We start from the raw sequence: 23,514 nt of genomic DNA, 5'->3' as shown, positions 1-23,514 counted from the left end.
TTAGACGAAAGCAGTAGTGCAGAAGAAGATATATTTGGTTTAGATGAGAATGTCGAATCTCTAGCTTTGGACGAGTTGGGTGCAAATGAATCCCTAGAAGACTTATCCCTGACAGAAGATTTAGATGAAAGCAGTAGTGAAGAAGAAGATATATTTGGTTTAGATGAGAGTGCTGAATCTCTAGAAGACTTATCTCTGACAGAAGATTTAGACGAAAGTAGCAGTGAAGAAGAAAATATATTTGGTTTAGATGAGAGTGCTGAATCTCTAGCTTTGGACGAGTTGGATGCAAATGAATCCTTAGAAGACTTACCCCTTACGGAAGATTCAGACAGCAGCGAATTGCTAGAGTTGGAGGTTCTAGAGGAAAACGAATCCTTAGAAGACTTCTCGCCTACGGAAGAGTTGGATGGATTAGATGTATTGGATACAGATCAATCCAATGAGTTGGTTTCAGAAGAATCAGAAGAATTAGATACATTTGAATCTTCTTCTGAAATGATTCCAGAACTTGAAAATCAAGAAAAAGAAGATATTTCAATCCCACAAGATAGTGATGACTTTGATTTAATGATGGGTACTGAAACATCTAGGATTGAAGAAGATTTATCTAGGTCAGATACCAGTGTGGATGATTTCTTTAATGTATCGGATTCTAATTTATCAGCACCGTCATATTCCCCATCAATAGATTCCGATGACTTTTTTACATCAGAGCCAATAGCTTTAGATCCTCCCTCAAAATCTAGTATTTCTGATAATCTCGATGGGAGAGTTCGAGACGAAGAGGATTCTAGGCGTTCCTCGGAACTGGCTTCAGAAACGAGTCAATCTGAATCTCAAGAGGAATCTGATATTCAAAGTTTACTAGAAGAAAATCATGAATTAACTGAGGAATTGGTTAATGAAAATTTAGAGTCCATAGATTTGGAATCTACAGCCAGAGAAGACATCGATCTGAATTTGGAAGACTCTTCAGAGCTAGATGGGTTGAATTTAGAGGCTCAGGAATCAGATGCTATTAGTGAAGAAGTAGATCTAGATTTAGGTGAGGATTCGGATTTAGATGCATTAAGTTTAGAGACTCAAGAGTCAGATGCCATCAATGAAGGTATGGATCTAGATTTGGGCGAGGATTCGGATTTAGATGTATTAAGTTTAGAGACTCAAGTATCAGATTCAATCAGTGAAGGGATGGATCTAGACTTGGGTGACTCTTCGGATTTAGATGGGTTAAGTCTGGAAGCTCAAGAGTCAGATACTATTAGTGAAGAAATGGATCTAGATTTAGGTGAGGATTTAGATTTAGATGGGTTAAGTCTGGAAGCTCAAGAGTCAGATACTATTAGTGAAGAAATGGATCTAGATTTAGGTGAGGATTTAGATTTAGATGGGTTAAGTCTGGAGGCTCAAGAGTCAGATACTATTAGTGAAGAAATGGATCTAGATTTAGGTGAGGATTTAGATTTAGATGGGTTAAGTCTGGAGGCTCAAGAGTCAGATTCAATTAGTGAAGAAATGGATCTAGACTTGGGTGAGGGTTTAGATTTAGTAGAGACTCAAGAGTCAGATACTATTAGTGAAGAAATGGCTCTAGACTTGGGTGAGGATTTAGATTTAGATGGGTTGAGTCTAGAGGCTCAAGAATCGGATTCAATCAGTGAAGAAATGGATCTGGATTTGGGCGAGGGTTTAGATTTAGTAGAGACTCAAGAGTCAGATACTATTAGTGAAGAAATGGATCTAGGCTTGGGTGAAGATTTAGATGGGTTGAGTCTAGAGACTCAAGAATCGGATTCAATTAGTGAAGAAATGGATCTAGATTTGGGTTTAATGATTGATAGTGATGAAGACCCGAGTCAAAATACATTGATTCAAGAAATAGATGATTTTGGATTGGGAGAACCATTAAATCCAGATCCACTAGACTTATCATCCGATTTCACAGAAGATGCTGGTTTAGATCTCGATGAAACAGTGATTGAAGAACCCTCTGAAGGTCTGGATGGTTTAGATTTTTCCTTAGAGATAGAGGAGAATGCACCGGATGACTTGTCTACTCTGTTTTCAGATGAACCAGAGATGTTAGGAGATGAGGAAAGTCTTGAGGATCTTAATGAACTAACGTTATTTGAGGAAGATTTAGGCTCGACGGATGAGACATTGGAGAGTTTGGATTTTGGTGATGATTTAAATCCTGTAGATTCATCTTCTCGACAGTGGCAAGAGTTAGAAGCTTTTTTGGGAGAAGACCAGAAGCAGCGTGAAAATATCGAAATCTTTACCCAATTAGAGACATTTTTAGATGAGCCAGTGACTTTACCAAGTCCATCTCTACGACAAGAGGTCAGTCGTACACCTGCGGAAACTCTGGAAACGACTGAAGGGGAATTTGATGATCTAGAAGATTTGTTAGCGGATGCAGATCAGGCATTAGGGGGGCCACCAACGGCTAATGCGACAACGGCGCGATCGCCGAAAGCCGCCAAACGAGTTGAGCAGAATATGCGGGTTCCCATCAAACAACTCGATAATCTCAGTAACTTAGTTGGGGAATTGGTCGTTAACCGCAATAGCCTAGAGCAGAACCAAGAACGACTGCGCCAATGTCTAGATAACTTACTGTATTTGGTACAGCAACTGAGCGATGTGGGGGGTAAAATGCGAGATCTCTACGAGCGAAGTCTTCTAGAATCCGCCTTACTCAGTTCTCGCCATGGCCATCGTTCTGCTTTCTCCCCTGGCAATGGCTCAGGAGATTCCAATCAAAACGATGGTTGGGATCACATTGAAATGGATCGCTTTACTCCCTTCCATACCCTTTCCCAAGAAACCATTGAGCTGATTGTCCGAGTACGGGAATCTTCCTCCGACATCGAGTTTATCGTTGAAGAAAACGATCAAGTCACTCGTCAATTCCGCCAGGTCACCACCCAATTACAAGAAGGGTTAACGCGCACGCGAATGGTTCCCTTTGCACAAACGGCGGACCGTCTACCCGGAGCAGTACGCCGCATTGCTACAGGTTTGAATAAGCAGGCAGAAATTCATATTGAAGGAAAAGATACGTTAATCGACAAAATGATTCAGGAGCAGTTATTCGATCCGATGACTCACCTGATCAATAATGCCATGACCCACGGGATTGAAACCCCCGAGAAGCGTAAGAAATTAGGTAAACCAGGGGTGGGCAAAATTACCGTTAGAGCCTTCCACCAAGGGAACCAAACGGTGATTTCAGTTTCTGATGATGGCGCAGGGATTAATACGGAGCGGGTGAAGTCTAAAGCTCTGGAAAAAGGTTTGATTACACCCAAAGAAGCAGAATCAATGTCCCGCTTAGATATCTATGATTTGCTCTTCCATCCTGGGTTCAGTACCAAAGATAAGGCAGATAATTTTGCGGGTCGAGGCGTGGGGATGGATGTGGTGCGAGTGGCGCTGCGAGAAATTCGCGGGGTGATCACAACAGATTCAACAGAAGGACAAGGGACAACCTTTACCATTCGTCTGCCGTTAACCTTGAGTATTTCTAAAGCACTCTGTTGTATTAGTAACCATGCAAGGGTTGCCTTCCCGATGGATGGGGTGGAAGATATGTTAGATGTGCCGAAGGATCGGGTTTACGCCAATAAGGACGGTGTCCATTGCATTAAATGGCGGGATACTGAACTACCGTTCCGACCCCTAGCAGAATTATTGCAGTATAACCGGACAATTGGCCGAGGACGGGTGTTTGGAGGTTCGGCGGACGATGACATTATCTCGATTGTGATTTTGCGCAGTGCAGGTCAGTATTTGGCGCTTCAAGTGGATCAGGTTTTAGGAGAGCAGGAAATTGTAATCAAGCAGTTAGAGGGGCCCATTCCTAAACCGGTGGGTGTCGCGGGAGCGACGGTACTGGGGGATGGTCGGATTATGCCGATCGCCGATGTGCTAGAGTTAATCGATCTATCCATGGGTCGTTCTCGACGAGATTCTCGCATGTGGGAAGAAGTGGTTCCCCCAGAACCCGAACCCATTGACAAGTCTGAGCCGACGGTATTAATTGTCGATGATTCAATTACAGTACGCGAGCTGTTATCGATGACATTTGTGAAGTCTGGATATCGGGTAGAACAGGCTCGGAATGGTTTAGATGCTTGGGAGAAATTACGAGCGGGTCTACCTTGTGACATGATTTTCTGTGATATTGAGATGCCGAAACTGAATGGTTTGGAGTTGTTGGAGCGTCTCCAGGGTGATGATATTCTCAAGGAAATTCCCATGGCAATGCTCACCTCACGGGGTGCGTCTAAGTATCAACAACATGCTGCTTCCTTGGGAGCGAAGGGATATTTCACGAAGCCGTACTTAGAGGAAGCTCTGTTAGAAGCGGCTCAACGGATGCTGAAGGGTGAGAACCTCTTAGCAGAAATCTCAGAAGAACAGTCTCAGGAGACGATGGCCGGAACTTAGCCTAAACGTGAACCATAGTGCAATCTGATGGGATTCAATCTGAGATCTAAATGGGATAAGATAGGGTTGATACACAGACGGTGCAATGGGAGGCTCAACTATGGCAATGATCACCATCTCCAAGCAGGCAATTTCTAAGATGACTTCAGAAGATGTTACCCTGCTTGCGACCCGTTTGGAGAAAGATGAATATAGTAATGCCTTTGAGGGGTTAAGGGACTGGCATCTATTGCGGGCGATCGCCTTCCAGCGTCCAGAAATGGTAGATATTGTTCAACCCTATCTCTATTTGTTAGATATGGAACCCTACGATGAGGCTTAGACTGCCATAGAAGACCCGGATTGCGAAGGATGTTGTGTATCATCAGATAGCCCATCCTTCTTCTTATTCATTAAGACTATTTTAAAGTATTATTGAAATATTATTAAAATTTGTCCCAATCATCAGCCGGATTGGATCATTATTAACCCCGATCCGGAGGGTTCCTCACTTTTCTTTGTTGAATTCTTCACTCTATGACATCTGTAATTTTGCTGTGGTCTCTGGTTTTTATTATTAGTTTAGCCGCGTTAATTAAATCCTCTGACTTTTTTACCGACTCAGCCGAAGTTTTAGGCTTATTTTTCCGATTACCTTCCTTTATTGTAGGAGTATTATTATTATCTGTTGGTACTTCTCTACCAGAACTCCTCTCTTCTCTCGTTGCCGTTTTCGATAACTCCTCAGAAATTGTCTTCGGTAATGTCTTAGGATCAAACATTGCCAATATTTTTCTCATTGTTGGCGTAGCTGCCGTTTTTAGTAAAGGCTTAATCCTAGAATACGACCTAACCAAAGTTGACTTACCCCTACTGTTAGGCTCTGCCCTACTGCTCATCCTCGCTGTCATTAATGAGCAATTTTCCCATGGTGAAGCCATTTTTTGCATCCTTGGATATATCGTTTACCTCTTCTATACCCTCAGCCATCGTACGGAAGAAGATACGGACAACCCTAATCCTCAAACCTTTCCTATTAAAGAAGCTCTGGTTCTAGTCACCAGTTGTTTTGGGTTATATTTTGGTGCAGTTTTCACCATTGAATCCGTTACCCAAATCTCGGAAGCTTTAAACATAGGCAAACATATTATCGCCGTCAGTGCCGTAGCATTAGGGACTTCGTTACCTGAATTAATCGTCAGTTTAAATGCTGCCCGTAAAGGCAATGCAGAAATGGCATTAGGAAATGTGGTTGGCTCTAATATTTTTAATTCGTTGGTGGTGATGGGTATTCCAGGATTAATTGCGGAATTAGAAATTAACCACGATTTACTGATTATTGGATTACCTTTTTTTGCTGCCGGAACGCTTTTATTTTATACGGTTACCCAAGATAAACACATTACCCAATGGGAAGGATTATTATTTTTTGTCTTCTATGGGTTATTTATCGCTAAGTTCTTTGATTTGGTTTGAGCTGTTGTAGAGCTTTGCTCTGCTTGCAAGGTTTCGACAATACGGTTAGCGATAAATTGGGAAAAAATCTGATTACCGAGAAGATTATAATGGCAGCAATCATCGCTATATACAGGTTGAGATTCAGCATCAAAAACCGTTGCTGCATTAAAAATATTCACCTGATTGTTTTGTAGTTGGGTAAGAGCTGCCATTAATATGGGGTAACCTTGTTGCACTCCTTGGGCATAAATTTGTTCGGGATTAATTGCTTGTTTTTGTTCTTCAGGAGTAAACTGGCGTTGGGTGGGATAATATTGATTCGGTTGTAAGAAATGGAAGTATAGTCCATTTTGACTGGTTAGGGTTTGATCCATTAAAATCGAGCTATTGACCCAGGTTTGGGCAATTTTAGGATAGAGGGTTTTAGCCGTAGTATCTGGATCGGGAGGATTGAGATAAAATAGGCTAAAGGCATTAGAGATAGGAGCTAAGACAACGGTTTCTGATGTCTTTTGTTCCTGTTGGCTTAAAAACTGTTGATAGTCTCGACGTAGCAGTTGATAATGGAACTGTTGGCTAATATAACAGAGGGCAAACCAACAAGAATTTTGTCGATTTTGGATTTTGCGAAGGGTAGCGTTATATTCACGGTTTTTAATTGCTATTTCTAGATCTTTGGCAGAGAATTGATGGTTTCCCAGATTAACTAATGCTTTCATCAAGGAAGCATTGGGTAGGGATAAATGAACATTTTCGGGATAATTAAGGCTCGATAAAGCGACTTCATTAAAGCCATCAATATTAATCACCATATCGAAGCGTTGCCCCAGGGATAAGAAATAGTTAAAGACTAAGAGTTGCTGGGGTTGTTTATAGCCTCCTTGGGCAAAATTTAAGACGATGATTTCTTTGTCAGCAAATTGAGGGAGTTGCTGGAGGGTATTGGTAACAATTTGATACTGCGCTTCCGTGTTGGCGATCGCCAGCGCCACCGATCCGCCAAAAATACCAATGATGTACTGGCGCTCGTTCTGTTTCAGCACAGGATAATCCCTTAGCGAACCAAATTGATAATTATTAATGGTCGGCTCTTCTGGCTTAAAATCAGTATAGCCAAAATAAGGATGTAATCTCAACAGTAAACTTTCATCTAAATTGACTCCCGTATTTCCTATTTCATGAACTGCCTCATAGGTTTGTTTTGATTCTGGGGAACGAGTATAAAACCATTGCTGCATTTTCAGTCCATAAAACCCTAGGGACAGCAGTTCTAAAGACAGCAAAACACTGCCCATATTAATCAAGATGACTTTAATCCATTTTGGCTCAAACTTAAGCATGATTACTGAAGATTTGGTGGACTGAGGGTAAGCGCAATTTGACTGGCGACAAAATTGGCAAAAATATTTCTTCCGGTTTGATTATAATGGCAACAAGTATCAATATAAACCGTATCTGGCTCGCCATCAAAAGCAGTAACTCCATTAAAAAAATAGATCCCATTATCTAATAACTCTTGGCTGGCTTGGAGCAGATAGGGATAACCCAACTGTACACCATCAAGATAAGGATTACGCCTATTATTTTCGGGGGCGAATTGCTGTTGTTCTTCCGCACTAAACTGGCGCTCTGTGGGATAATATTGATTGGGCTGTAGAATATGAAAATAGGGAATATTTCGGGCTTGAAGAACGGAAGACATAGCTAAAGAAGACTGTATCCAAATCTGGGCCATGCTTTCGTAATCGCTTTCCGTGCCTTGGCTTTCCCAGGGTTGGAGATAAATTAACGATTCATCGGGAGTGGCAGATTTTTTACGTTTATCGTCAAAGTCTTCTAGGCGATCGTAATAGTTCCGGATTAAAACAGTTGAGCGTATCTGTTCCCAGAAGTAGCATAACGCTAACACACAATCTTGTTGCCCTTGCAAGCTATTTTTGAGTTTGTCCTTAATTCCAATCACCTCTAACATGATTTTCATTTGTTCTGTAGAGAGGTTATTATTGGCTAACTGAACTAGGGGCATGACTTGTAGAGCGCTCGGCATGGAGGGTGCGATTTCTTTCTCGATATTATTGTTGGCGATCGCGACTTCATTAAACCCATCAATGTTGATGGCTAGATCCAGCTCTTGCCCTTGGGATAAAAAGTAATTCAGCGCCAGGAGTTGTTGCGGTTGCTTATATCCCCCTTGGGAAAAATTTAAGAGGACAATTTCCTTATTGGCAAATTCGGGTAAATTGTTCAGGGTTCGGGCAAGGGTAGGATTTTCAATTTCATTCATGTAATAGAATGTGGCAACGGAGCCGCCAAAAATGCCCACCAGCACCTGATTTGGATTTTGCCGAATGTAGGGATAATTCAGTTGAGAAACTAAACCATAATTGTTGGCATTAAAAACAGACTGAAATTCAAAGCCGCCAAACCCTGTACCGGGTTTAGCAATATAGCCCAAAAAGGGATGTAAAATTTCGGTGATATTCTCTTCTAAGCGAATCCCTTGTTGATCGAGGTTGATGGGATTGTCTTCTGGGTTGTCTGAATTATCCGGCGATCGCCCATAATAGAGTTGCTGATGTTGAGCTGCATAAAAGCCTAAACACACTCCCTCTAGCAAGAGGAACATCAAAACCAGATTGATGCCCAGAATTTTAATGACGTTGCCCAGAGGAGGCAATTTTTTCAGTCCCTTCATCGATCAACTATCATGAACCTTGTTTGAGAGATAGCTTCCCTGGGGTCGCCATGACAACCATTTTATCGGTCAACGTTATAGTATAGTTGAGAGCCAAACAATTTGGATCGATGTTCGGTTTCAACTCAAGGGGCGATCGCATTGACTGCAACTGTTGCCTTTACTCAACCTATCCATCAAATTCATATCGCTCCTGGAAGTATGGTAACCATTCCTGGAGTCAGTTGGCAGGAGTTTGAACAAATTTTACACGAATGGGGCGAACATCGCAGTGCCAGATTAATCTATAGTCAGAGGACATTAGAGATTATAGTTCCTCTACCGGAACACGAACGACCCAAAGAACTGATTACCGATCTGGTGAAAACCTTACTCCGCAAAGCAGGCAGGCGCTTTGAATCGTTCGGATCGACCACATTTAAACAGGAAGGAATCGCAGGAGTTGAGCCGGATGCTTGCTTTTATATTCAGAATTATGAGCGTATCATTAATCGCCGTCGCCTGCAAACGGGCGATCCTGCTCCGGACTTAGCCATTGAAATCGATATTACCTCTCGGACTCCCTTAGCGGCGTATGAGGCGATCGCCGTTCCAGAACTCTGGGTGTATGATGGTCAACATCTCACCATCTATCTGCTCGAAGAAAATGGGCACTATACAGCCTCGAAAACCAGCCCTCTGTTTCCCCAGATCAACCTCACAGAAATCATTCCCACTGCCATTAAGCGCTCTTGGCAAGTGGGAAGTAGCCAAGCTTTAGAAGAAGCAGAAATAGCTTGTATTCAAGGTAACGATTAACTTTCATCTTCAGTCCGTTGGATCAATGTCCACTGAACGTTAATACTCATCGACATACTTCTTGTGAACCCAAAAGTATTTTTGTTGCCGATCTTGCACGCGCACTAAAGAGCCAAATGTGGGGTCTTTTTCTTTGAGGAAACTGTGAAGCTGTCGCAGGATGGGGCCATGAGAATTGATCGCCCTTCCCCGTTCGAGACCGGGATCGTTGCCTTGACTGGCAGAGTCTAGAGCCATCTCTCCTGCTTTCATGGACGCTTCGATGCTTTTTTGAGCAAACAGCCATTCTTTTGGCATCTCGTTATAGATATCGTCCATTAAGAACTTCCCGGCTGAGGAAACAACGGGGACTATTAATCCAACGGTGCGAGTGACAGCAGTCAGGTAAGGGGTGGCTCTGGCCAACCACTCGCGAGGGAATTCGAGGATATAGACTCCTTTTTCTTGGTCTTTGGGGTTTTGAGAGTATTGGGCGTTGATTTTGGGGAGGGGTTGGCGCGAATGTTCGCACCAGAGCGTGAGTTTCACTTTAATCGAGATAGCTTCGGGGCGATCGAAAAAGCCGGTTTCGACTGGCAGGTGACTCAGTTGGTTGTGATGGAGGTAAAGCCGCTGCAAATTAGTTAGTTGACCTATCTCCTCAACCAGGTGACTCAGTTGGTTATCAGAGAGGTTAAGCTCCCGCAAATTAGTTAGTTGAGCGATCTCCTCTGGCAGGTGACTCAGTTGGTTGTGATGGAGTTTAAGTTGCTGCAAATTACTTAGTTGAGCGATCGCCTCTGGCAGATGACTCACTTGGTTTTTATCGAGGCAAAGCGTCTGCAAATTGGTCAGTTGCGCGATCGCCTCCGGCACTTCAGTCAACCCCAAATTACTCAAATCCAGCTCGGTTGCCTTTTCCTGCTGTGCTGCTGCTATCCGCTCTTGGGCTATGCGATACGCTTCATTTGTGTCCATAATGCTTCTATCTCCCCCAGGGCGCGATACCCACTCGATCTTTAATACCGATCAATCGTCACTAACTGTAGCTTGCCCACTGGTTACGATGCGAGCGATTCCCAGGCTAGACATCATCCCCATGTGCTAAAATCCCCGCCAGTTTTCTGTTTGCAGTCCAGAGACGCGATCGAATTCTCGTTGGTTCGCTGTCACCATGAGTAGATTATGATGCAGAGCAGTTGCTGCAATCAAGATATCATAAGCACCTATCGGCTGACCTTGAGTTTTCAGCATCGCCCTAATCTGCGCTGCTTGTTCTGCTTCTGGCTGATTCAAAGGAAGAATGGTAACAGAAGCTAGAAAACTAGCGATCGCCGGTTCGACTTTTTGTGCCCGTTGGTGATTGAGAGCTAACCCGTAGCGTAACTCCATCACCGTAATGACAGAGACAGCAATATCAGCCGGTGGGGTTTGCTTGAGTCGAATTTGAGTACCCACTTCGCCTTTAATAAAGTCGCTGATGACGCAAGTATCGAGTAAATAGCGCATTAAAATAAATCCATTTCACACAGTGGAATCAGTTCGTCACGATAAGACTCAAATGCAGGAAAGTCAGATATGCCTTCGTAGGATAAGATAATATCTGGCCATTGATTGGATTGATGATCTAATAATTCTTGGGCTAATTCTTGATGTAATTGTCGTTTTTCCACCTCAGACATTTGTTTAATCAAGGTTAAAACTTGCTCAAAGTTGAGGGAGAGTTGATATTGAGTTGAAGTCATGACTTCCGAGGCTTGAGAATACAGCCATATTTTAGCTAAATTTTTATTCTGAAGACGATATGCTTCATTGTAGAGGGAGGCGTTTGCGGTAGCGATGACCTTCCTTTACCGAGTTAGATTTAAAAGCTCTCTGTCTTTCTCCGTGCCTCTGTGGTTAAATTAAATCAAAGCGTAGTCATTGTCTCCATGTCAGATATTTTTATCACGATTCGCAATCAAGAAGGTTACGCTATGGCTTCTCATCAAGGAACCCTCTTTGTGGCGATCATTCAACAAGACGGAACCCTGATCAGCCAAAAACCCGTTAACTGGCGTTGGGCAGATGCTCAGTTCCCCGATCTTCCTCCTGGGCAGTATACAGCCATTGCTTTTCATGAATCTGTCAACCCTCCAGAAACCTCTCAAGATGTTACCCTAGGAGCAAATGAACTACTGGAAGTTCGGTTTATCTACCTCGAACCAGAGCAACAACTCTTAGATATTCGCATAAGAGAGTTTCCCCTTGACCTATGAGTATCCATATTAATCCAATTAATGATTCAGAATCCATACGTGCTTATCGTCATCGAATTTTAATTTTTACCCAAGATCTCAAAGAAGAAACAGATCCTAAAAAACGCGCTCTAGCCGCTCTATATCTAGCCGAAGCAGCGACTACACTAGCTCGCCTGGAAACGGAACAAAGCATCAGGGAGCGATCTGAGTGCTGATTTTTGCCAAAATTGGCGATCGCATTCCTTTACTAATATTTACTGGCTAGAATTGAACCAGAACGATAACTTTTCTTAGCCATCCGAGATGTTGTGTTTAGCAATCTCTTTGAAGAATCGATGTCAATTGGTAAAGTTCTGCTGGAAAATCGTCGGTTTAAGTTACTTGTTTTTAACTCAGAGTAGGAGGTAATTGTATCATGGACGAGCTAGAGCAATACCGCACTATTATCAAAACTTTATTATCAGAATTTACCACTCGCCAATATGCTAATCCTGATATCTTAGAACTTCAGAATAAAACCGTATTTGATACGACTCAAGACCACTATGTTGTCATGTCTGATGGCTGGAAAAAGAATGGTTCTCGTATGCATGGATGTTTGATGGATATTCAGATTATTAATGGTAAAGTTTGGATTCAACTTGATGGGACAGAATACGGTATTGCCCTCGATTTAATGGAGGCTGGAATTCCCATGCTCTTGATTAAGAATAATCTCGCGATACTGTTGAGCCAGTTCCCTATTACCTAGCCGTAGTAGATGGACTAAAACTTCTGTTAAAGTTAACGTAGATGTGACGAATTGAAACTCACCTTGACTCATAGCATGAAAAAAGCACGAACCAACTCCAAATAGGCTTCATTTTGTTTAATGAAGTATATTAGAAGTGCTGTATCTAAGCCAACCACTTGACCTTGGAGTTGTATCAACCATTCTATGAGGCACGTTCGAGATCTACATACTCTTGGGCATCAAGTCCATCTTCTTTCTGGAAAAATCCGTTTTTTATATTAATCGCCATTGAACCCGCTTCATTGTACCACCAAAGGAAACTACCACATTATATCCAAATTGTTAATTGTTAATTGAACCTCGATAAATCGCATCAGCAACTCGACACACTTCTACCATCTGCGGTAGATCGTGGACTCTCACTATATCTGCACCTCCAGAAATGGCTGCACAACAAGCGGCGGCTGTACCCCAAATCCGTTTTTTCGGGTCAGATTCGTTTAAAATATGACCGATAAAACTCTTGCGAGATGCACCAATTAACACTGGATAACCCAGTTCTCGCAGTCTGGGAATCTGGCGCAAAATCTGTACATTTTGGTCGTAAGTTTTGGCGAAGCCAATCCCCGGATCGATAATTATATCTTTGATTCCCGCCTTGAAAGCCTTCTGAATTTTCTCCCCTAAAACCCCAACAATTTCGCCCATTAAATCTTCATAGTTGGTCAACTGTTGCATCGTTTCTGGAGTCCCCCGCATATGCATTAAGATGATTGGGACTCCCAGTTGAGCGACTGTCGCCAACATTTGGCTATCGAAATCTCCACCTGAAATATCATTCACCCAGTCTGCACCTGCCTCTACCGCCGCCTTAGCGACTTCGGAGCGCGTCGTATCAATGGAAACAGGAATAGTGCCATAGGGTTCCGGTAAATTTCGCAAGCCTTCAATGACCGGAATCACCCGATTTAACTCCTCATTGAGGGAAATTTGAGGACTACCGGGGCGGGTGGATTGTCCACCAATATCGACCACATCTACCCCATGATCGACTAAATATTGGCTGTGGGCGATCGCCGTTTCTAAACGATTAAACTGCCCTCCATCACTAAAACTATCTGGCGTAACATTCAACACTCCCATAATATAGGTTTTCATTCCCCAATCAAAGGAGCGTCCCCGCACTATCCAAGCCATAATCTTTTTGTCCTGAGCAAACCTAACGTTTTATAGCATTTTTTATAAAGCGACGCTTAACAAGGGGCTAAGTGCCCCTTGCCTCCCAAGGACTGATGAATGGCAGGCTTAGAGGAAAATGGTATTAGGGGCTTGGCCAACCAACCCCTACGCCATCAGCAATTCACCCATGGAATTACTGGTAATTGACAATCCGGGCAAACCCTTTTGCATCCAGACTTGCACCACCAACAAGAACACCATCAATTTCCGTTTGGGCCATAATCTCATCAATATTTTCTGGTTTAACGGAACCTCCATATTGAATCGGCACATCCTGATTCGAGAGCTGAGAACGAATCAAACCAATCACCCGGTTGGCTTCCTTAGAATCACAAGTTTTTCCGGTTCCAATTGCCCAAATTGGCTCATAGGCAATCACCAATTGACTTTGATCGATCCCGATTAAATCGAGATCCAATTGGGAACTAATATGAGATTCTGTTTCCCCATTCGCTCGTTGTGCTTCCGTTTCTCCCACACAGAGAATGGGGATTAGCCCATGTTTCTGAGCCGCTTTCAGACGGGCATTTACCGTTTTATCCGTTTCGCCAAAATACTCCCGGCGTTCGCTGTGACCAATGACCACATACTGTATTCCGATCTCCGTCAGCATGGGTCCCGAAATTTCACCGGTATAAGCACCCTGGTCTTCCCAGTGAATATTCTGAGCGCCCAGATTGACACGAGTGTCCCTTAATTTTTCTGCCAGAATCCCTAGATCTGTAAAGGGAGCGCACAAAACGACGGTTCGTTGTGCGGGGGTTTGTTCCAATTGAGAGAGAAATGTTTGCACAAACTCTAGGCTCTCGGCCTGGGTTTTGTGCATTTTCCAGTTACCTGCTAAAACTATCTTTCGCACTGATGAAGTAATCCTCAGACTAAGCAATATTCATAAGCTCAAAGGAGCATCGTATCTTGTTTTGGGTGCTTCCGGCAATCGTTATGTCAAATCCCAAAAATCACGCTACACATCAATCCCCGTGTCCCCGTGTCTCCGAGTCCCCGTGTCAATCATCTGTCGCAAACATCTAAAGAGTTGATATTACCTGGGGCGATCGCCAATTTTGTATAGAATTGTAAAGGAATTCGATCCTTGGAGAACCACAACCATTATGCCTAACGTTGAAATTTACACTTGGAGTACTTGCCCCTTTTGTCTGCGAGCCAAAGCCCTGTTAAACCGTAAAGGTGTTGACTATATTGAGCATTGTATCGATGGAGACGAAGATGCACGGGATGGAATGGTAAAGCGCACGGGTGGACCGCGATCGCTCCCTCAAATCTTTGTTGACGACAAGTATGTGGGCGACTGTAGCGGTATTTATGACCTTGATGCCCAAGGAAAACTTGACCCCATTTTAGCGCTGTAGCAGAGTCTGTAGGGGCGAAAAAATTTTCACCCCTACATAAATTAATTCACTGCCATAGAAATCACTTTCGCTGGCTTAAAGAGGGGGAAACCATCAGGAGAAAGTACAATGGTGCCCTCCCTATCTCTCTCCACATCACAGAAGACATAATTACCTTGTTCATCTTGTTTCAAGCGTAATTCTCCATTCACCCATTCATAATCAGGAGGATAAAATTGGGGAATTCCTTGTAATTCCAGCACTTGACCCGTGTCATCTTTAACCACCGGACAAACCAGTAAATTGCCTTGGCGATCAAATACCCAATCTTGAGTCTGGGGATGGCGAACCGGGTTTGCATAAATTGGCAAACCCTCCAATGTTTTCATGGGCAACTCACCCTCATCAATAATCGCCAACTCTCTCGTATATTGCACCGCCGGCTTCGTAAACCCAGAGCGATTCAAAAACGCCTGCATCCCCGTCTGTTGGGCAGAAACCAGGATATCCAAATGGCTCACCTTCATCTCATAAGCCTTATCAAGTGCTGCATCAGTCAGCAATTGAATCGTCTGCGGATTACGGTATTCCGGCTCAATGTAGAGTCCCAAAACCGAACCCACACGCCGTGGCTTAAACGGATTATTCAGTTTATGTTCAGATTGCCATTCTAGGGGCAAATTCGGTGGCGGTGCTTCATCATAACAGTAGACCAACAAACAGCCCACAATTGACGGAGTCTTCTGAGCATCTTCCAATACCCATCCATAACTCAGGGGACGTTTGAGCTGTTGCACGATATAAGCCTGGAAGTTAAAGTCAGACTTAATCGATAAAGCTGGATCTGCCATTTCTCGTTCATGGGCAAACTTAGCCCATAACAGCGCAATTTCTGCCGCATCTTCCAGCGTCGCCAAGCGGCAAGTGTACGATATTTCTTTCGAGACGTTAAACCTGATATTTTGACTTATTAATAAATACAAATTTGTAGGAAGGGAACCCAACCTACAAATCGACAAATCTAAGCACCTTTCCGTTTGCGCGAAGCCATTTTTCCTAAGCCAATCAAACCCAGCATGGCAATACCACCGATCGCAGCAGGTTCAGGCACAGGCTGAGAAGCAAATCCTGAATAGCGAACATAACTCTGTGAATAGTTGTAGAACCCGAAACGACCCGCTTCAAAGTCTCCACTGAGATCGAAAATTTCTACTCCATCAATATGGATTTTGATGCGATCGGTTTCATATTGTAAGCTAAAATCATACTCAGTATAAGGTGTCCAACCTTTCCCCAAGCTATAGTCAGTAGTAAGAATATCGAACTCAGCACTTTCTTGGTGGTACCAGAAACCAGAAGTATAATCGCTAAATTTACCCTTGACTTCAGTCAAAGCAAAACCTTCATGTCCATGCTCTCCAATGGAACCCAATCTAGTCCAATCAAAGAGCAGAAATTTAAAGTCATTAACTGGATCGTCGTTTGCAGCAATGGGTGACTGGTAACCAAAAACGAATCCAATGAAATCGTTATCAATTCTGTCTTCAACCCTAAATTTACCCGTGACAGTTGTATTGATAAACTCCTCTGGACTGACAAAGAAGGTTGGCCTTCCATTGATAGTTTGAATAACCGAGCTGCCATCAGCAGAGACCGCCCAAACTCCAGATGATGGTGCCCCTTCTTGTTTCCAAGTTGTCAAGTCAATTGGTTTTGGCTTTGGAGCATTATAAGATTTAAAACTGAAAAAAAAGTTATCTTCAGTGATTGTATCTCTAGGAAAGTTTTCAAGAAAAGTAATGAGTTTTTTGTCTGGAAACCTGTGGTCTATAATCCTGGAAAAAACATTCCAATTGCTAGGTTCAACATAGGGCAAAATCAATTGTAGCAACTTTTGCTCGATCGAATCAATGGTGGAGTTCGTATCGGTAGGAATTGGGCGGTTTAACTGCTGTTGGAAATGGCTCAAAAAATCTGGAAATTTTAAGCCACGATCCTCGTAATACGAATTGACATCGGATTTGTAATTATAATAAGAATTCAGGAAGGAATAAAACTCTTCTGACAAGTCATCTTTATTTCCAGTTTCAGCAAAACGTTTGAGGTCAGCAACAGACACTGGGAGGTTTTGATTAACTAAGGGAATCTCAATATAATTGGCAGCCACAGCAGGAAAAGCCATGTTAAAGATGGAGAAAATTCCCACAAATGAGAAAGCTTTGAAGCAATTGTTTAACATAGACATGAGTGCTATTCCTCTGAAGGGTAGATGGTAGATGTGAACAGTGAAAAAGGTGATTGACATTGCACCATGGGTGAGGGTAGAGAGAGTGGAAGTAGGGAGAGGGGGCGATCGCGAGGCATTATTTGTCATCGTGTATATATGTTGGTAGTGGCTTTTTGCTGGTGTCTCAACTGTTGCCACTAAGAATAGATTCAAGAATGGAGGTTTGAGAGTTCTGGAGTTTGGTGGTTTTGGACGATGGTTTGTCAAACCAGTTGATTAAAGACATGAGTTCATCCTCAGCAATGCACAATCGATAATTGAGCAGAAGCAACGAAGGCTTCTATAGGGTTCTCAGGTTTTGGAGGGGTGGTTTTATGCAAAATTAGAAATTTTGTAATAAAAATTCATATTTTTCCAGAGCTGCTCAGTTATCAAAATTCTCTAAAGTGATTGTCAGGCAAAGATTGTAGGGGATACTTGCCTCTTGTCTTAATATGAAATTTTGTAAAGAGTTTCGGGTGAAGGGGGAAAGATCGCCTTCTGTTTCGTCCTAAAATTTCCTGGAGGCGATCGCTCTACCTTAACTTGTCCTCGTTGGCGTAACCTCAGTTTTGGTTAAGGGCATTTAGCGTGCTGATAAAATTTGATTAGCCGTGAACCTTAACTCAGGAAAAACCCTGGACTCAATCTTCTCTTCTCGTTGAAATACAGCTTCATCATAAAAGCCAGAAACCAAGGTTAAGATCGTCACCTTTTCTCCAATAGGATCGACAACCCAATATTCCTGAATTCCTAATACTGCATATTCTGAGCGTTTATGGCGATAGTCAGTTGTTTGAGTTGAAGGACTGACGACTTCTACGACCAAAATAGGGGGAGATTCATCTAATTCAATCACCGCTTCTCGGTTAGCTAAATCTTCCCACTGTTCTAGGGGTAAGAGCGTTACATCCGGAATGCGTGAAGTCTCCCATCTTCCTCCACGGGGAGAACGAACTCCAATTCTCATATCTTTAGATGTCCAAAGAAGTCTCTGTCGGGAAACTTCTGCCTTAAAGCAATCATTAATAAATTCAGCGATCGCTCCATGCTTCCCAGTCCCTAAACTCATCGCAATTAATTCACCCTCAACCAATTCATAGCGAGTATTTGTCCCATCGTCATACTGGAGATATTCGGCAAACGTTAATTTTTCAGTCGCAATCACCAACTTCTGACTCCTTATTCCTTGCGTCTGACTTTATTTTATAATCAGGCTCTGGTTACTGACCTTGACTTCCTGGGACGGTTGCCATTGAATATACCGCAGGCGATCGCCCTGGGGTAGAGAAAGTTCTTGCACCTCAATGTCCGGTGATAGATTCCCTAAAATCCTAGAATCAAAGAGGACTAAAGTATTCACTCTCGGATCGAGCAGAGCAAAATCATCAGTAAGTATCATTCCCAAAGTCGCAGAGAAATAGTCGCGAAAATAATAGGACACTAATCGTGCATAATGACCACTAGAAAGAACCGTGGTACTTGAGGCGGGAAAGTTTTCGTAAATAGTATCGCGTCGCACTTCTACAAATTGGTCATAGTCCTGGATTTTTGCCCAGGTGCGCCATTGGCTTGGGCCCCAGATAAAGAGTAGGCTATTGCAGAGGATAAAACTGATGATCCAAATTTTGAGGCTTTGGGGAGAGCGAGAATGGTTTTGTTGTAAATAGCGATCTAGAGCTAGAGCTGTCAGTAGAATAACTACGGGTATGACGGTATAACTATGGCCTTGACGTTGGAAGTGGACGAAGGTGAGATAGAGGACGCTAGGAAAGCTCCACAGTAGGATGGCTTGAGTTCGCCAGTCGCGGATGGGAAGGGGAGGAATGGAGGAACAACGAGCGATCGCAAACCTCAGTAGAGGTATAGTAACAAATCCTAGAGTCATGACCAGGGTATAGAGCCATAACCGGGCATTGGAGATAATTTCTTGAAGGCTATCGCTATCTTTGAGATGGCCGTCTAACCAAATTTGGATGGCGCTCACATAGGCATCAAAACCACCAGAGAGAATGAGTAGGGGAATACCCCAGAGTGAAACCCCGATCGCCCCTGCACCCAAGGCTAAGATAATATCTGTTGTTCGATAACTTTTCTCTCGCCATCCCAAACCCGCAGCCACACTCCAGAGGGGGGGAAAATGGGGGTATTGGGGCGAATACCCCCCGATAATCCTAACAGTAGAGCGGAAATCAGCAGAGCGCGCATATTGCCCTTACGGCTATGATGACACGCGATCGCAATCAGAATCACCCAAGCCAGTTCTAGGGTGTAGGATAATCCCACTTCGCTATAAAACCAAATTAGGGGACTCGATAGCATCAGGAAAGCCGCGATCCATCCTACCGTGCGATTAAACCATAGGTTTCCTAAAACATAAATGGCACATGTGGCGATCGCCATGGCAATAATATTCACCATCACTAAACTTTGATTGGCATCTTGCAACCAGAAGTTAAGCAACCGAGCCGATAAAATTAGGACAATAAACGTACCGGGAGCATGGGGTTGATGGCGTTCGAGATCGAACTCTTCCATTGCCCAAGCAAAGTTAACGCTATCGTGTTCATAGAGGATTTGACTTTGGAAGGGTAAGCGAGTGGCGATCGCCAGTACAAACAGTACCAGTAACGGCCAGCGATATTGCAGAAAACGAGCCATGGTTTTGCTGGAATGGAAAAAGTTCGAGATTCATCCATCTTCTCATTTGCTGGGTATGAGAAGCTCCATTTCTGAAAGAAACCTGACTTCTGGCGATCGCTTGACTATTCTAGCTTTCACCAAACCAGTCTTCATCTAAGACTTGGGATAAACTTATTTCAGCATCTTCGGGTAAATCAAAGAGCTTCGAGACCGATTTGAGTGCAACTGGATAGGCCTTATCATACAGGAGTGGTAGCTGCGATCGTAGGCTGGGACTATCTTCGAGACGATATTCAATTTGGGCCCGGAAATTGACAATCTCGGCTGACCAATGATGACTACAGCGCTCTTTTTCCGCTTGCCAATATTTCAGTTTGAGTAAATGTTCTAACAGCCGAGTGAGTAAACTGATGAGTGCTCGTTTATCATTTTTTCCCATGCTTTCAAGCTCTTCAATCAGATGATCCCAATCGATTTCATGAAAGTCTCGATTTCGTAAAGCTTCCACAGTTTCTTGTATCCATTGATGATAATCTCGATCATACAAAAACCTGGCGACCATCGGTTCATTCTCCATACAGCCCAGCCTTATTTTACCTTTTTGGAGTGCCCCACGCTCTCCCCATCCCTCCATCCCTTGATTAAGATGGTGAATGGTAGTCTATGGTGAAGGGTCATGGAAGTTGGTTTAGAGGCTCGGTTGAGCGATCGCCACTTAGAAGCAACGCAAACCAGTCAGCAACGGCAGTTATCGATGTCGATATCAGCGAAAGAGCCAGAAACGGGGTCGGAGAATCTGCGGTTAAATTTATGTTTAATTCTCGATCATAGTGGCTCGATGGCCGGTCAACCCTTGAAAATGGTGAAACATGCAGCAACTAAGGTGATTGAGCGCTTACAAGAAGGCGATCGCCTCTCAGTAATTGCATTTAATCATCATGCTGAAGTCTTAATTGACAATCAGGTCGTCGATGAACGCAAGCCACTGACCCAACTCATCGATCGCCTAGAAGCGGATGGGGGAACCTCCATTGATGAAGGGATGCGTTTAGGAATTGAGGAAATTGCCAAAGGGAAACAGGATGCCGTTTCCCAGGTTTTTCTACTCACGGATGGGGAAAATGAACATGGCGATAACGATCGCTGTTTGAAGTTAGCCAACTTAGCAACTGAGTATAAATTAACCATTAATACCCTGGGATTTGGGGCCCATTGGAATCAGGATGTGCTGGAAAAGTTAGCTGATGCGGGCGGCGGAACTTTGTCCTATATTGAACACCCAGAAGAAGCCATTACTGCTTTTTCACGCTTGTTTGATCGGGTGCAGTCTGTGGGATTAACCAATGCCTTTCTAAAATTATCGTTCAATCCAGGGGTACGCTTGGCAGAACTTAAACCGATAGCCCAAGTGTCACCCGATACTATAGAATTGCCCGTACAGACAGAGGGAGATACCATTCAGGTACGGTTAGGGGATTTAATGAAGGATCAGCCTAGGGTCGTGTTGGCGAATGTATATATGGGTCAACTACCTCTAGGGGAACAGGCGATCGCCACAGTACAAGTGATTTATGATAATCCTGCATTAGGCCAAGAAGGCTTAGAGTCTGCATCAGTGGAAGTTTCGGCGACAGTGACGCAAGAGTATCAAGCGCAAACCGATCCCCAAGTGCAGTCCCACATGCTCACCCTAGCCAAATATCGGCAAACCCAAATTGCGGAAACCAAGTTAAAACAAGGCGATCGCCAGGGTGCAGCTACCTTATTGCAAACCGCTGCAAAAACCGCTTTGCAACTCGGCGATCAGAACGCTGCCACCATCCTCCAAGAAAGCGCCACCCGTCTCCAAGCTGGGGATGAACTCTCCGAGCAAGAGCGCAAGAAAACCCGAATTGCCTCTAAAACCCGCTTAGGATAAACCTTCAACAAGCAATAAATTCTTCTTACGCAGCTTGTACCTGGGAACCGCCATGCTTCTTGAAGAAGGTATCTATAGCCTCGATGGCGCGCGAGACATCTTCTTCAACGTCATAGAGAGAGACATGCGACGCACCGCTAATCTCCACCAATTCCTTTGGCTCAGAGGCTTTTTCATAGAAGTTTACAGTTAGGGGACCCGTATCGGCCATTGCCTTTTCGCCATAGATTCCGATAAACGGGGTGTAAAGATAGGGGGCATAGCTCATCGCGTCGGCCAACATTGGAGTTTCCTGCATGAACGATGGTGACAGGTGCGAATAGTTGGGGTAAGTTTCGGCACCAGCCCGGGCGGTCATGTAATAGTCATAACCTTCCCGCGCGGCTGTTCCTTCGGGTGCATTGACCGCCGCCTCCATTTGCAGCGCGTCCACATAGTCAACCTCACCGGTTTCATACGCTTTCTGACGGGATGCATTCTGCATCCCGATGTATGTTGCTGTGATCACAGAGGCGGAGGCTATGGGGCTGAATAGGATGGTAATTTCTGAGCTTCTGCGCGATCTCGATAGGTCGCGAGCATTTTTTGCAGAAATGGCGACCCACGACTATCCCATTACCGAGCTCATCAAAGATGCGATGGAGGCTGGCGCGTTGCGTCGTTCTGATCCTGAATTTGCTGCCAGCCAATTGTTGGGATTGGTGAAGAATTTCTTCTTCTGGCCGGAATTCCTGCTGGGCGAGAAACTGACATCAGAAGGGGTAATGCAAGATTGCGTTGCGATGTTCCTGTCTCACTATAAAACAGACCCATAGGCTCGTGGGTTGTGTTGGATTGTATCTTGTGCCAACTCAAGAATGGTTGTAATTCGTGTGATTTACTTCTCAAGGGGTGACAAGGCAGCTCAAAGGTCGCTATAGCGACCTTTTTCGGTGGTGTTTTGTTGAAAAGATCAACTGAAAGCTGGCGATCGCATAACCCTAACCTCAAGTTAGAGGGCTAATTGCCCAAAAAATCGCTGATCTTTTTTCGCCATCTTAAATACTCAAAGCCAAGCGTAGCCTTAGATTCAAGTCTGTTGTCACCCCCTGAGGATTTACTTAAAGACTTATCTCCTACTCTTTAATAGCCTTGTTACCTCTTGAGGTGATTCGCTTATTGATGGAATGCTGTAGCAATGTTTCCACTCATAATTCTTTTCTATTTTTCTGAACTATTTTCCCTAGTGCCTTGACCGCTCTAATTTGGTGCATTAGAAAAAGAGGGATTCATCCCACTCAAACACTCGATAAAGATGTTTGAGTTTAATCCGTGCATCTTCCGTAGTAAATTGCAAAATTACCTTGGCACACATCTGATTACGCTCGTGCTGCCAGGCATCAACTTCACTCCTGAGTTCTAAATCCGTGGCTATCCGACGCTTGAGACATTGTTAGACAAGGTTACTAGGCACTTTGGAACTTTGAGGATAGTAAGGGAGACTGAAGAACAGACTATTGATTTAGAGTCTTTCTTGGACTTTAGAGATAGAGTTCTAGGGTTAAATGGTTATCAACTTACCAAGGGACAATTCAGATATATCGAGAACCGTAAGTCATGGTTTAAGGCAATTTGCATTAACCTACTTTATGGTTTCCGATGTTCTGAATTCAAAGCCATTCGGAATCTTGATGAATCAGTCACTATTGATGGCGAATATTTCCCAGCATTATCTGACCCTGATAATGAATGGCACGAAATTGTCTTAGGTGATGGGTTT

At 43.6% G+C, this 23,514-nt stretch carries 24 protein-coding genes and 3 pseudogenes; 11 read left to right on the top strand and 16 right to left on the bottom strand.

Going from position 1 to position 23,514, the window contains the following annotated elements:
• The 3 genes from PN466_RS01225 to PN466_RS01215 form a co-directional block, all read left to right on the top strand.
• On the top strand, nucleotides 1-4,458 hold a 4,458-nt coding region (locus PN466_RS01225; RefSeq protein ID WP_278002946.1), incomplete at its 5' end, for a hybrid sensor histidine kinase/response regulator.
• A gap of 100 nt (nucleotides 4,459-4,558) precedes the next feature.
• Nucleotides 4,559-4,780, top strand: a complete 222-nt coding sequence (isiD, locus tag PN466_RS01220) for a protein IsiD (RefSeq protein WP_271936279.1) — start codon at nucleotides 4,559-4,561, stop codon at nucleotides 4,778-4,780.
• 194 nt (nucleotides 4,781-4,974) lie between these two features.
• Nucleotides 4,975-5,913 (top strand): calcium/sodium antiporter, encoded by a 939-nt coding sequence (locus PN466_RS01215; RefSeq protein ID WP_271936278.1) that lies wholly within the window; start codon nucleotides 4,975-4,977, stop codon nucleotides 5,911-5,913.
• On the opposite strand, the gene PN466_RS01210 is transcribed toward PN466_RS01215, so the two are convergent.
• Both PN466_RS01210 and PN466_RS01205 read right to left on the bottom strand, forming a co-directional pair.
• Nucleotides 5,874-7,235: a hypothetical protein gene (locus PN466_RS01210; protein ID WP_271936277.1), complete on the bottom strand. Its 1,362-nt coding sequence runs from the start codon at nucleotides 7,233-7,235 to the stop codon at nucleotides 5,874-5,876. The two genes, PN466_RS01215 and PN466_RS01210, sit on opposite strands and share 40 nt — an antisense overlap.
• Before the next feature lie 2 nt (nucleotides 7,236-7,237).
• Complete coding sequence (locus tag PN466_RS01205; protein WP_271936275.1) at nucleotides 7,238-8,590, bottom strand: hypothetical protein; 1,353 nt, start codon at nucleotides 8,588-8,590, stop codon at nucleotides 7,238-7,240.
• A 141-nt stretch (nucleotides 8,591-8,731) separates the two neighbouring features.
• Here PN466_RS01205 and PN466_RS01200 point away from each other — a divergent pair, with 141 nt between their 5' ends.
• On the top strand, nucleotides 8,732-9,388 hold the full coding sequence (locus tag PN466_RS01200; RefSeq protein ID WP_313898502.1) for a Uma2 family endonuclease: 657 nt from the start codon (nucleotides 8,732-8,734) through the stop codon (nucleotides 9,386-9,388).
• A gap of 39 nt (nucleotides 9,389-9,427) precedes the next feature.
• Here PN466_RS01200 and PN466_RS01195 read toward each other — a convergent pair whose 3' ends face one another.
• The 3 genes from PN466_RS01195 to PN466_RS01185 form a co-directional block, all read right to left on the bottom strand.
• Nucleotides 9,428-10,345: a leucine-rich repeat domain-containing protein gene (locus tag PN466_RS01195; RefSeq protein ID WP_271936274.1), complete on the bottom strand. Its 918-nt coding sequence runs from the start codon at nucleotides 10,343-10,345 to the stop codon at nucleotides 9,428-9,430.
• Nucleotides 10,346-10,471: 126 nt separating this feature from the next.
• Nucleotides 10,472-10,876: a type II toxin-antitoxin system VapC family toxin gene (locus tag PN466_RS01190; RefSeq protein ID WP_271936273.1), complete on the bottom strand. Its 405-nt coding sequence runs from the start codon at nucleotides 10,874-10,876 to the stop codon at nucleotides 10,472-10,474.
• Nucleotides 10,876-11,112 (bottom strand): hypothetical protein, encoded by a 237-nt coding sequence (locus tag PN466_RS01185; RefSeq protein ID WP_271936272.1) that lies wholly within the window; start codon nucleotides 11,110-11,112, stop codon nucleotides 10,876-10,878. Before PN466_RS01185 ends, PN466_RS01190 begins: the two co-directional genes overlap by 1 nt.
• Nucleotides 11,113-11,298: 186 nt before the next feature.
• Between PN466_RS01185 and PN466_RS01180 the strand changes: the two genes are divergently transcribed.
• From PN466_RS01180 to PN466_RS01170, 3 genes are all read left to right on the top strand, one after another.
• Nucleotides 11,299-11,625, top strand: a complete 327-nt coding sequence (locus PN466_RS01180; RefSeq protein WP_271936270.1) for a hypothetical protein — start codon at nucleotides 11,299-11,301, stop codon at nucleotides 11,623-11,625.
• Entirely contained in the window at nucleotides 11,622-11,822 is a 201-nt protein-coding gene (locus PN466_RS01175; protein WP_271936268.1) for a hypothetical protein, read from the top strand. The genes PN466_RS01180 and PN466_RS01175 overlap by 4 nt, the downstream gene beginning before the upstream one ends.
• A 200-nt stretch (nucleotides 11,823-12,022) precedes the next feature.
• On the top strand, nucleotides 12,023-12,358 hold the full coding sequence (locus PN466_RS01170) for a XisI protein (RefSeq protein ID WP_271936267.1): 336 nt from the start codon (nucleotides 12,023-12,025) through the stop codon (nucleotides 12,356-12,358).
• Here PN466_RS01170 and PN466_RS26135 read toward each other — a convergent pair.
• From PN466_RS26135 to tpiA, 3 genes and pseudogenes are all read right to left on the bottom strand, one after another.
• Nucleotides 12,302-12,546, bottom strand: a pseudogene (locus tag PN466_RS26135) (type II toxin-antitoxin system VapC family toxin); the annotation flags it as partial. The gene PN466_RS01170 and the pseudogene PN466_RS26135 sit on opposite strands and share 57 nt — an antisense overlap.
• 136 nt (nucleotides 12,547-12,682) lie before the next feature.
• Complete coding sequence (gene folP / locus PN466_RS01165; RefSeq protein WP_271936266.1) at nucleotides 12,683-13,537, bottom strand: dihydropteroate synthase; 855 nt, start codon at nucleotides 13,535-13,537, stop codon at nucleotides 12,683-12,685.
• Between the two features lie 175 nt (nucleotides 13,538-13,712).
• Complete coding sequence (tpiA, locus tag PN466_RS01160; protein WP_271936265.1) at nucleotides 13,713-14,438, bottom strand: triose-phosphate isomerase; 726 nt, start codon at nucleotides 14,436-14,438, stop codon at nucleotides 13,713-13,715.
• Between the two features lie 250 nt (nucleotides 14,439-14,688).
• Between tpiA and grxC the strand changes: the two genes are divergently transcribed.
• The gene (gene grxC / locus PN466_RS01155) at nucleotides 14,689-14,949 is read left to right on the top strand and encodes a glutaredoxin 3 (RefSeq protein WP_271936281.1); all 261 of its coding nucleotides are present in this window, start codon (nucleotides 14,689-14,691) and stop codon (nucleotides 14,947-14,949) included.
• Between the two features lie 41 nt (nucleotides 14,950-14,990).
• On the opposite strand, the gene PN466_RS01150 is transcribed toward grxC, so the two are convergent.
• The 6 genes from PN466_RS01150 to PN466_RS01125 all read right to left on the bottom strand — a co-directional run bounded on the left by PN466_RS01150 (nucleotide 14,991) and on the right by PN466_RS01125 (nucleotide 20,414).
• Complete coding sequence (locus tag PN466_RS01150; protein ID WP_271936264.1) at nucleotides 14,991-15,845, bottom strand: hypothetical protein; 855 nt, start codon at nucleotides 15,843-15,845, stop codon at nucleotides 14,991-14,993.
• Between the two features lie 104 nt (nucleotides 15,846-15,949).
• On the bottom strand, nucleotides 15,950-17,173 hold the full coding sequence (locus PN466_RS01145) for a hypothetical protein (protein WP_271936263.1): 1,224 nt from the start codon (nucleotides 17,171-17,173) through the stop codon (nucleotides 15,950-15,952).
• Nucleotides 17,174-17,780: 607 nt separating this feature from the next.
• Nucleotides 17,781-18,365, bottom strand: coding sequence for a Uma2 family endonuclease (locus tag PN466_RS01140; protein ID WP_271936261.1), 585 nt, complete (start codon nucleotides 18,363-18,365; stop codon nucleotides 17,781-17,783).
• A gap of 30 nt (nucleotides 18,366-18,395) precedes the next feature.
• The gene (locus PN466_RS01135) at nucleotides 18,396-19,316 is read right to left on the bottom strand and encodes a hypothetical protein (RefSeq protein ID WP_271936260.1); all 921 of its coding nucleotides are present in this window, start codon (nucleotides 19,314-19,316) and stop codon (nucleotides 18,396-18,398) included.
• Nucleotides 19,259-19,855 carry a glycosyltransferase family 39 protein gene (locus tag PN466_RS01130; RefSeq protein ID WP_271936259.1) on the bottom strand — a complete coding sequence of 199 codons (597 nt, stop codon included), beginning with the start codon at nucleotides 19,853-19,855 and terminating at the stop codon, nucleotides 19,259-19,261. The genes PN466_RS01135 and PN466_RS01130 overlap by 58 nt, the downstream gene beginning before the upstream one ends.
• Before the next feature lie 109 nt (nucleotides 19,856-19,964).
• Nucleotides 19,965-20,414, bottom strand: a complete 450-nt coding sequence (locus PN466_RS01125) for a DUF29 domain-containing protein (RefSeq protein ID WP_271936258.1) — start codon at nucleotides 20,412-20,414, stop codon at nucleotides 19,965-19,967.
• A gap of 99 nt (nucleotides 20,415-20,513) precedes the next feature.
• Between PN466_RS01125 and PN466_RS01120 the strand changes: the two genes are divergently transcribed.
• On the top strand, nucleotides 20,514-21,755 hold the full coding sequence (locus PN466_RS01120) for a vWA domain-containing protein (protein WP_271936256.1): 1,242 nt from the start codon (nucleotides 20,514-20,516) through the stop codon (nucleotides 21,753-21,755).
• 25 nt (nucleotides 21,756-21,780) lie between these two features.
• On the opposite strand, the gene PN466_RS01115 is transcribed toward PN466_RS01120, so the two are convergent.
• A complete protein-coding gene (locus PN466_RS01115) occupies nucleotides 21,781-22,239 on the bottom strand; it encodes a hypothetical protein (RefSeq protein WP_271936254.1) in 459 nt (152 codons plus the stop codon).
• A 4-nt stretch (nucleotides 22,240-22,243) separates the two neighbouring features.
• On the opposite strand from PN466_RS01115, the gene PN466_RS01110 reads away from it, so the two are divergent.
• A complete protein-coding gene (locus tag PN466_RS01110; RefSeq protein WP_271936253.1) occupies nucleotides 22,244-22,570 on the top strand; it encodes a TetR/AcrR family transcriptional regulator C-terminal domain-containing protein in 327 nt (108 codons plus the stop codon).
• A 437-nt stretch (nucleotides 22,571-23,007) separates the two neighbouring features.
• On the opposite strand, the pseudogene PN466_RS01105 reads toward PN466_RS01110, so the two are convergent.
• A pseudogene (locus tag PN466_RS01105) lies at nucleotides 23,008-23,187 on the bottom strand (IS630-like element ISMae25 family transposase); the annotation flags it as partial.
• Nucleotides 23,188-23,268: 81 nt separating this feature from the next.
• Between PN466_RS01105 and PN466_RS01100 the strand changes: the two are divergent.
• Nucleotides 23,269-23,514, top strand: a pseudogene (locus tag PN466_RS01100) (hypothetical protein); the annotation flags it as partial.

This window comes from Roseofilum reptotaenium CS-1145 (assembly GCF_028330985.1).
Classification (GTDB): domain Bacteria; phylum Cyanobacteriota; class Cyanobacteriia; order Cyanobacteriales; family Desertifilaceae; genus Roseofilum; species Roseofilum reptotaenium.
The sequence above is the reverse complement of the archived record's forward strand: the minus strand, read 5'-3'. Positions and strand labels throughout refer to the sequence as shown.

Coding starts and splice junctions, on each gene's coding strand:
- PN466_RS01190 (WP_271936273.1), bottom strand. CDS start 10,876: ATGCGCTATTTACTCGATACTTGCGTCATCAGCGACTTTATTAAAGGC.
- PN466_RS01185 (WP_271936272.1), bottom strand. CDS start 11,112: ATGACTTCAACTCAATATCAACTCTCCCTCAACTTTGAGCAAGTTTTA.
- PN466_RS01205 (WP_271936275.1), bottom strand. CDS start 8,590: ATGAAGGGACTGAAAAAATTGCCTCCTCTGGGCAACGTCATTAAAATT.
- PN466_RS01215 (WP_271936278.1), top strand. CDS start 4,975: ATGACATCTGTAATTTTGCTGTGGTCTCTGGTTTTTATTATTAGTTTA.
- PN466_RS01180 (WP_271936270.1), top strand. CDS start 11,299: ATGTCAGATATTTTTATCACGATTCGCAATCAAGAAGGTTACGCTATG.
- PN466_RS01195 (WP_271936274.1), bottom strand. CDS start 10,345: ATGGACACAAATGAAGCGTATCGCATAGCCCAAGAGCGGATAGCAGCA.
- PN466_RS01110 (WP_271936253.1), top strand. CDS start 22,244: ATGTATGTTGCTGTGATCACAGAGGCGGAGGCTATGGGGCTGAATAGG.
- folP (WP_271936266.1), bottom strand. CDS start 13,537: ATGGCTTGGATAGTGCGGGGACGCTCCTTTGATTGGGGAATGAAAACC.
- PN466_RS01125 (WP_271936258.1), bottom strand. CDS start 20,414: ATGGAGAATGAACCGATGGTCGCCAGGTTTTTGTATGATCGAGATTAT.
- PN466_RS01145 (WP_271936263.1), bottom strand. CDS start 17,173: ATGTCTATGTTAAACAATTGCTTCAAAGCTTTCTCATTTGTGGGAATT.
- PN466_RS01210 (WP_271936277.1), bottom strand. CDS start 7,235: ATGCTTAAGTTTGAGCCAAAATGGATTAAAGTCATCTTGATTAATATG.
- PN466_RS01170 (WP_271936267.1), top strand. CDS start 12,023: ATGGACGAGCTAGAGCAATACCGCACTATTATCAAAACTTTATTATCA.
- PN466_RS01130 (WP_271936259.1), bottom strand. CDS start 19,855: ATGGCTCGTTTTCTGCAATATCGCTGGCCGTTACTGGTACTGTTTGTA.
- PN466_RS01120 (WP_271936256.1), top strand. CDS start 20,514: ATGGAAGTTGGTTTAGAGGCTCGGTTGAGCGATCGCCACTTAGAAGCA.
- PN466_RS01115 (WP_271936254.1), bottom strand. CDS start 22,239: ATGCAGAATGCATCCCGTCAGAAAGCGTATGAAACCGGTGAGGTTGAC.
- PN466_RS01175 (WP_271936268.1), top strand. CDS start 11,622: ATGAGTATCCATATTAATCCAATTAATGATTCAGAATCCATACGTGCT.
- isiD (WP_271936279.1), top strand. CDS start 4,559: ATGGCAATGATCACCATCTCCAAGCAGGCAATTTCTAAGATGACTTCA.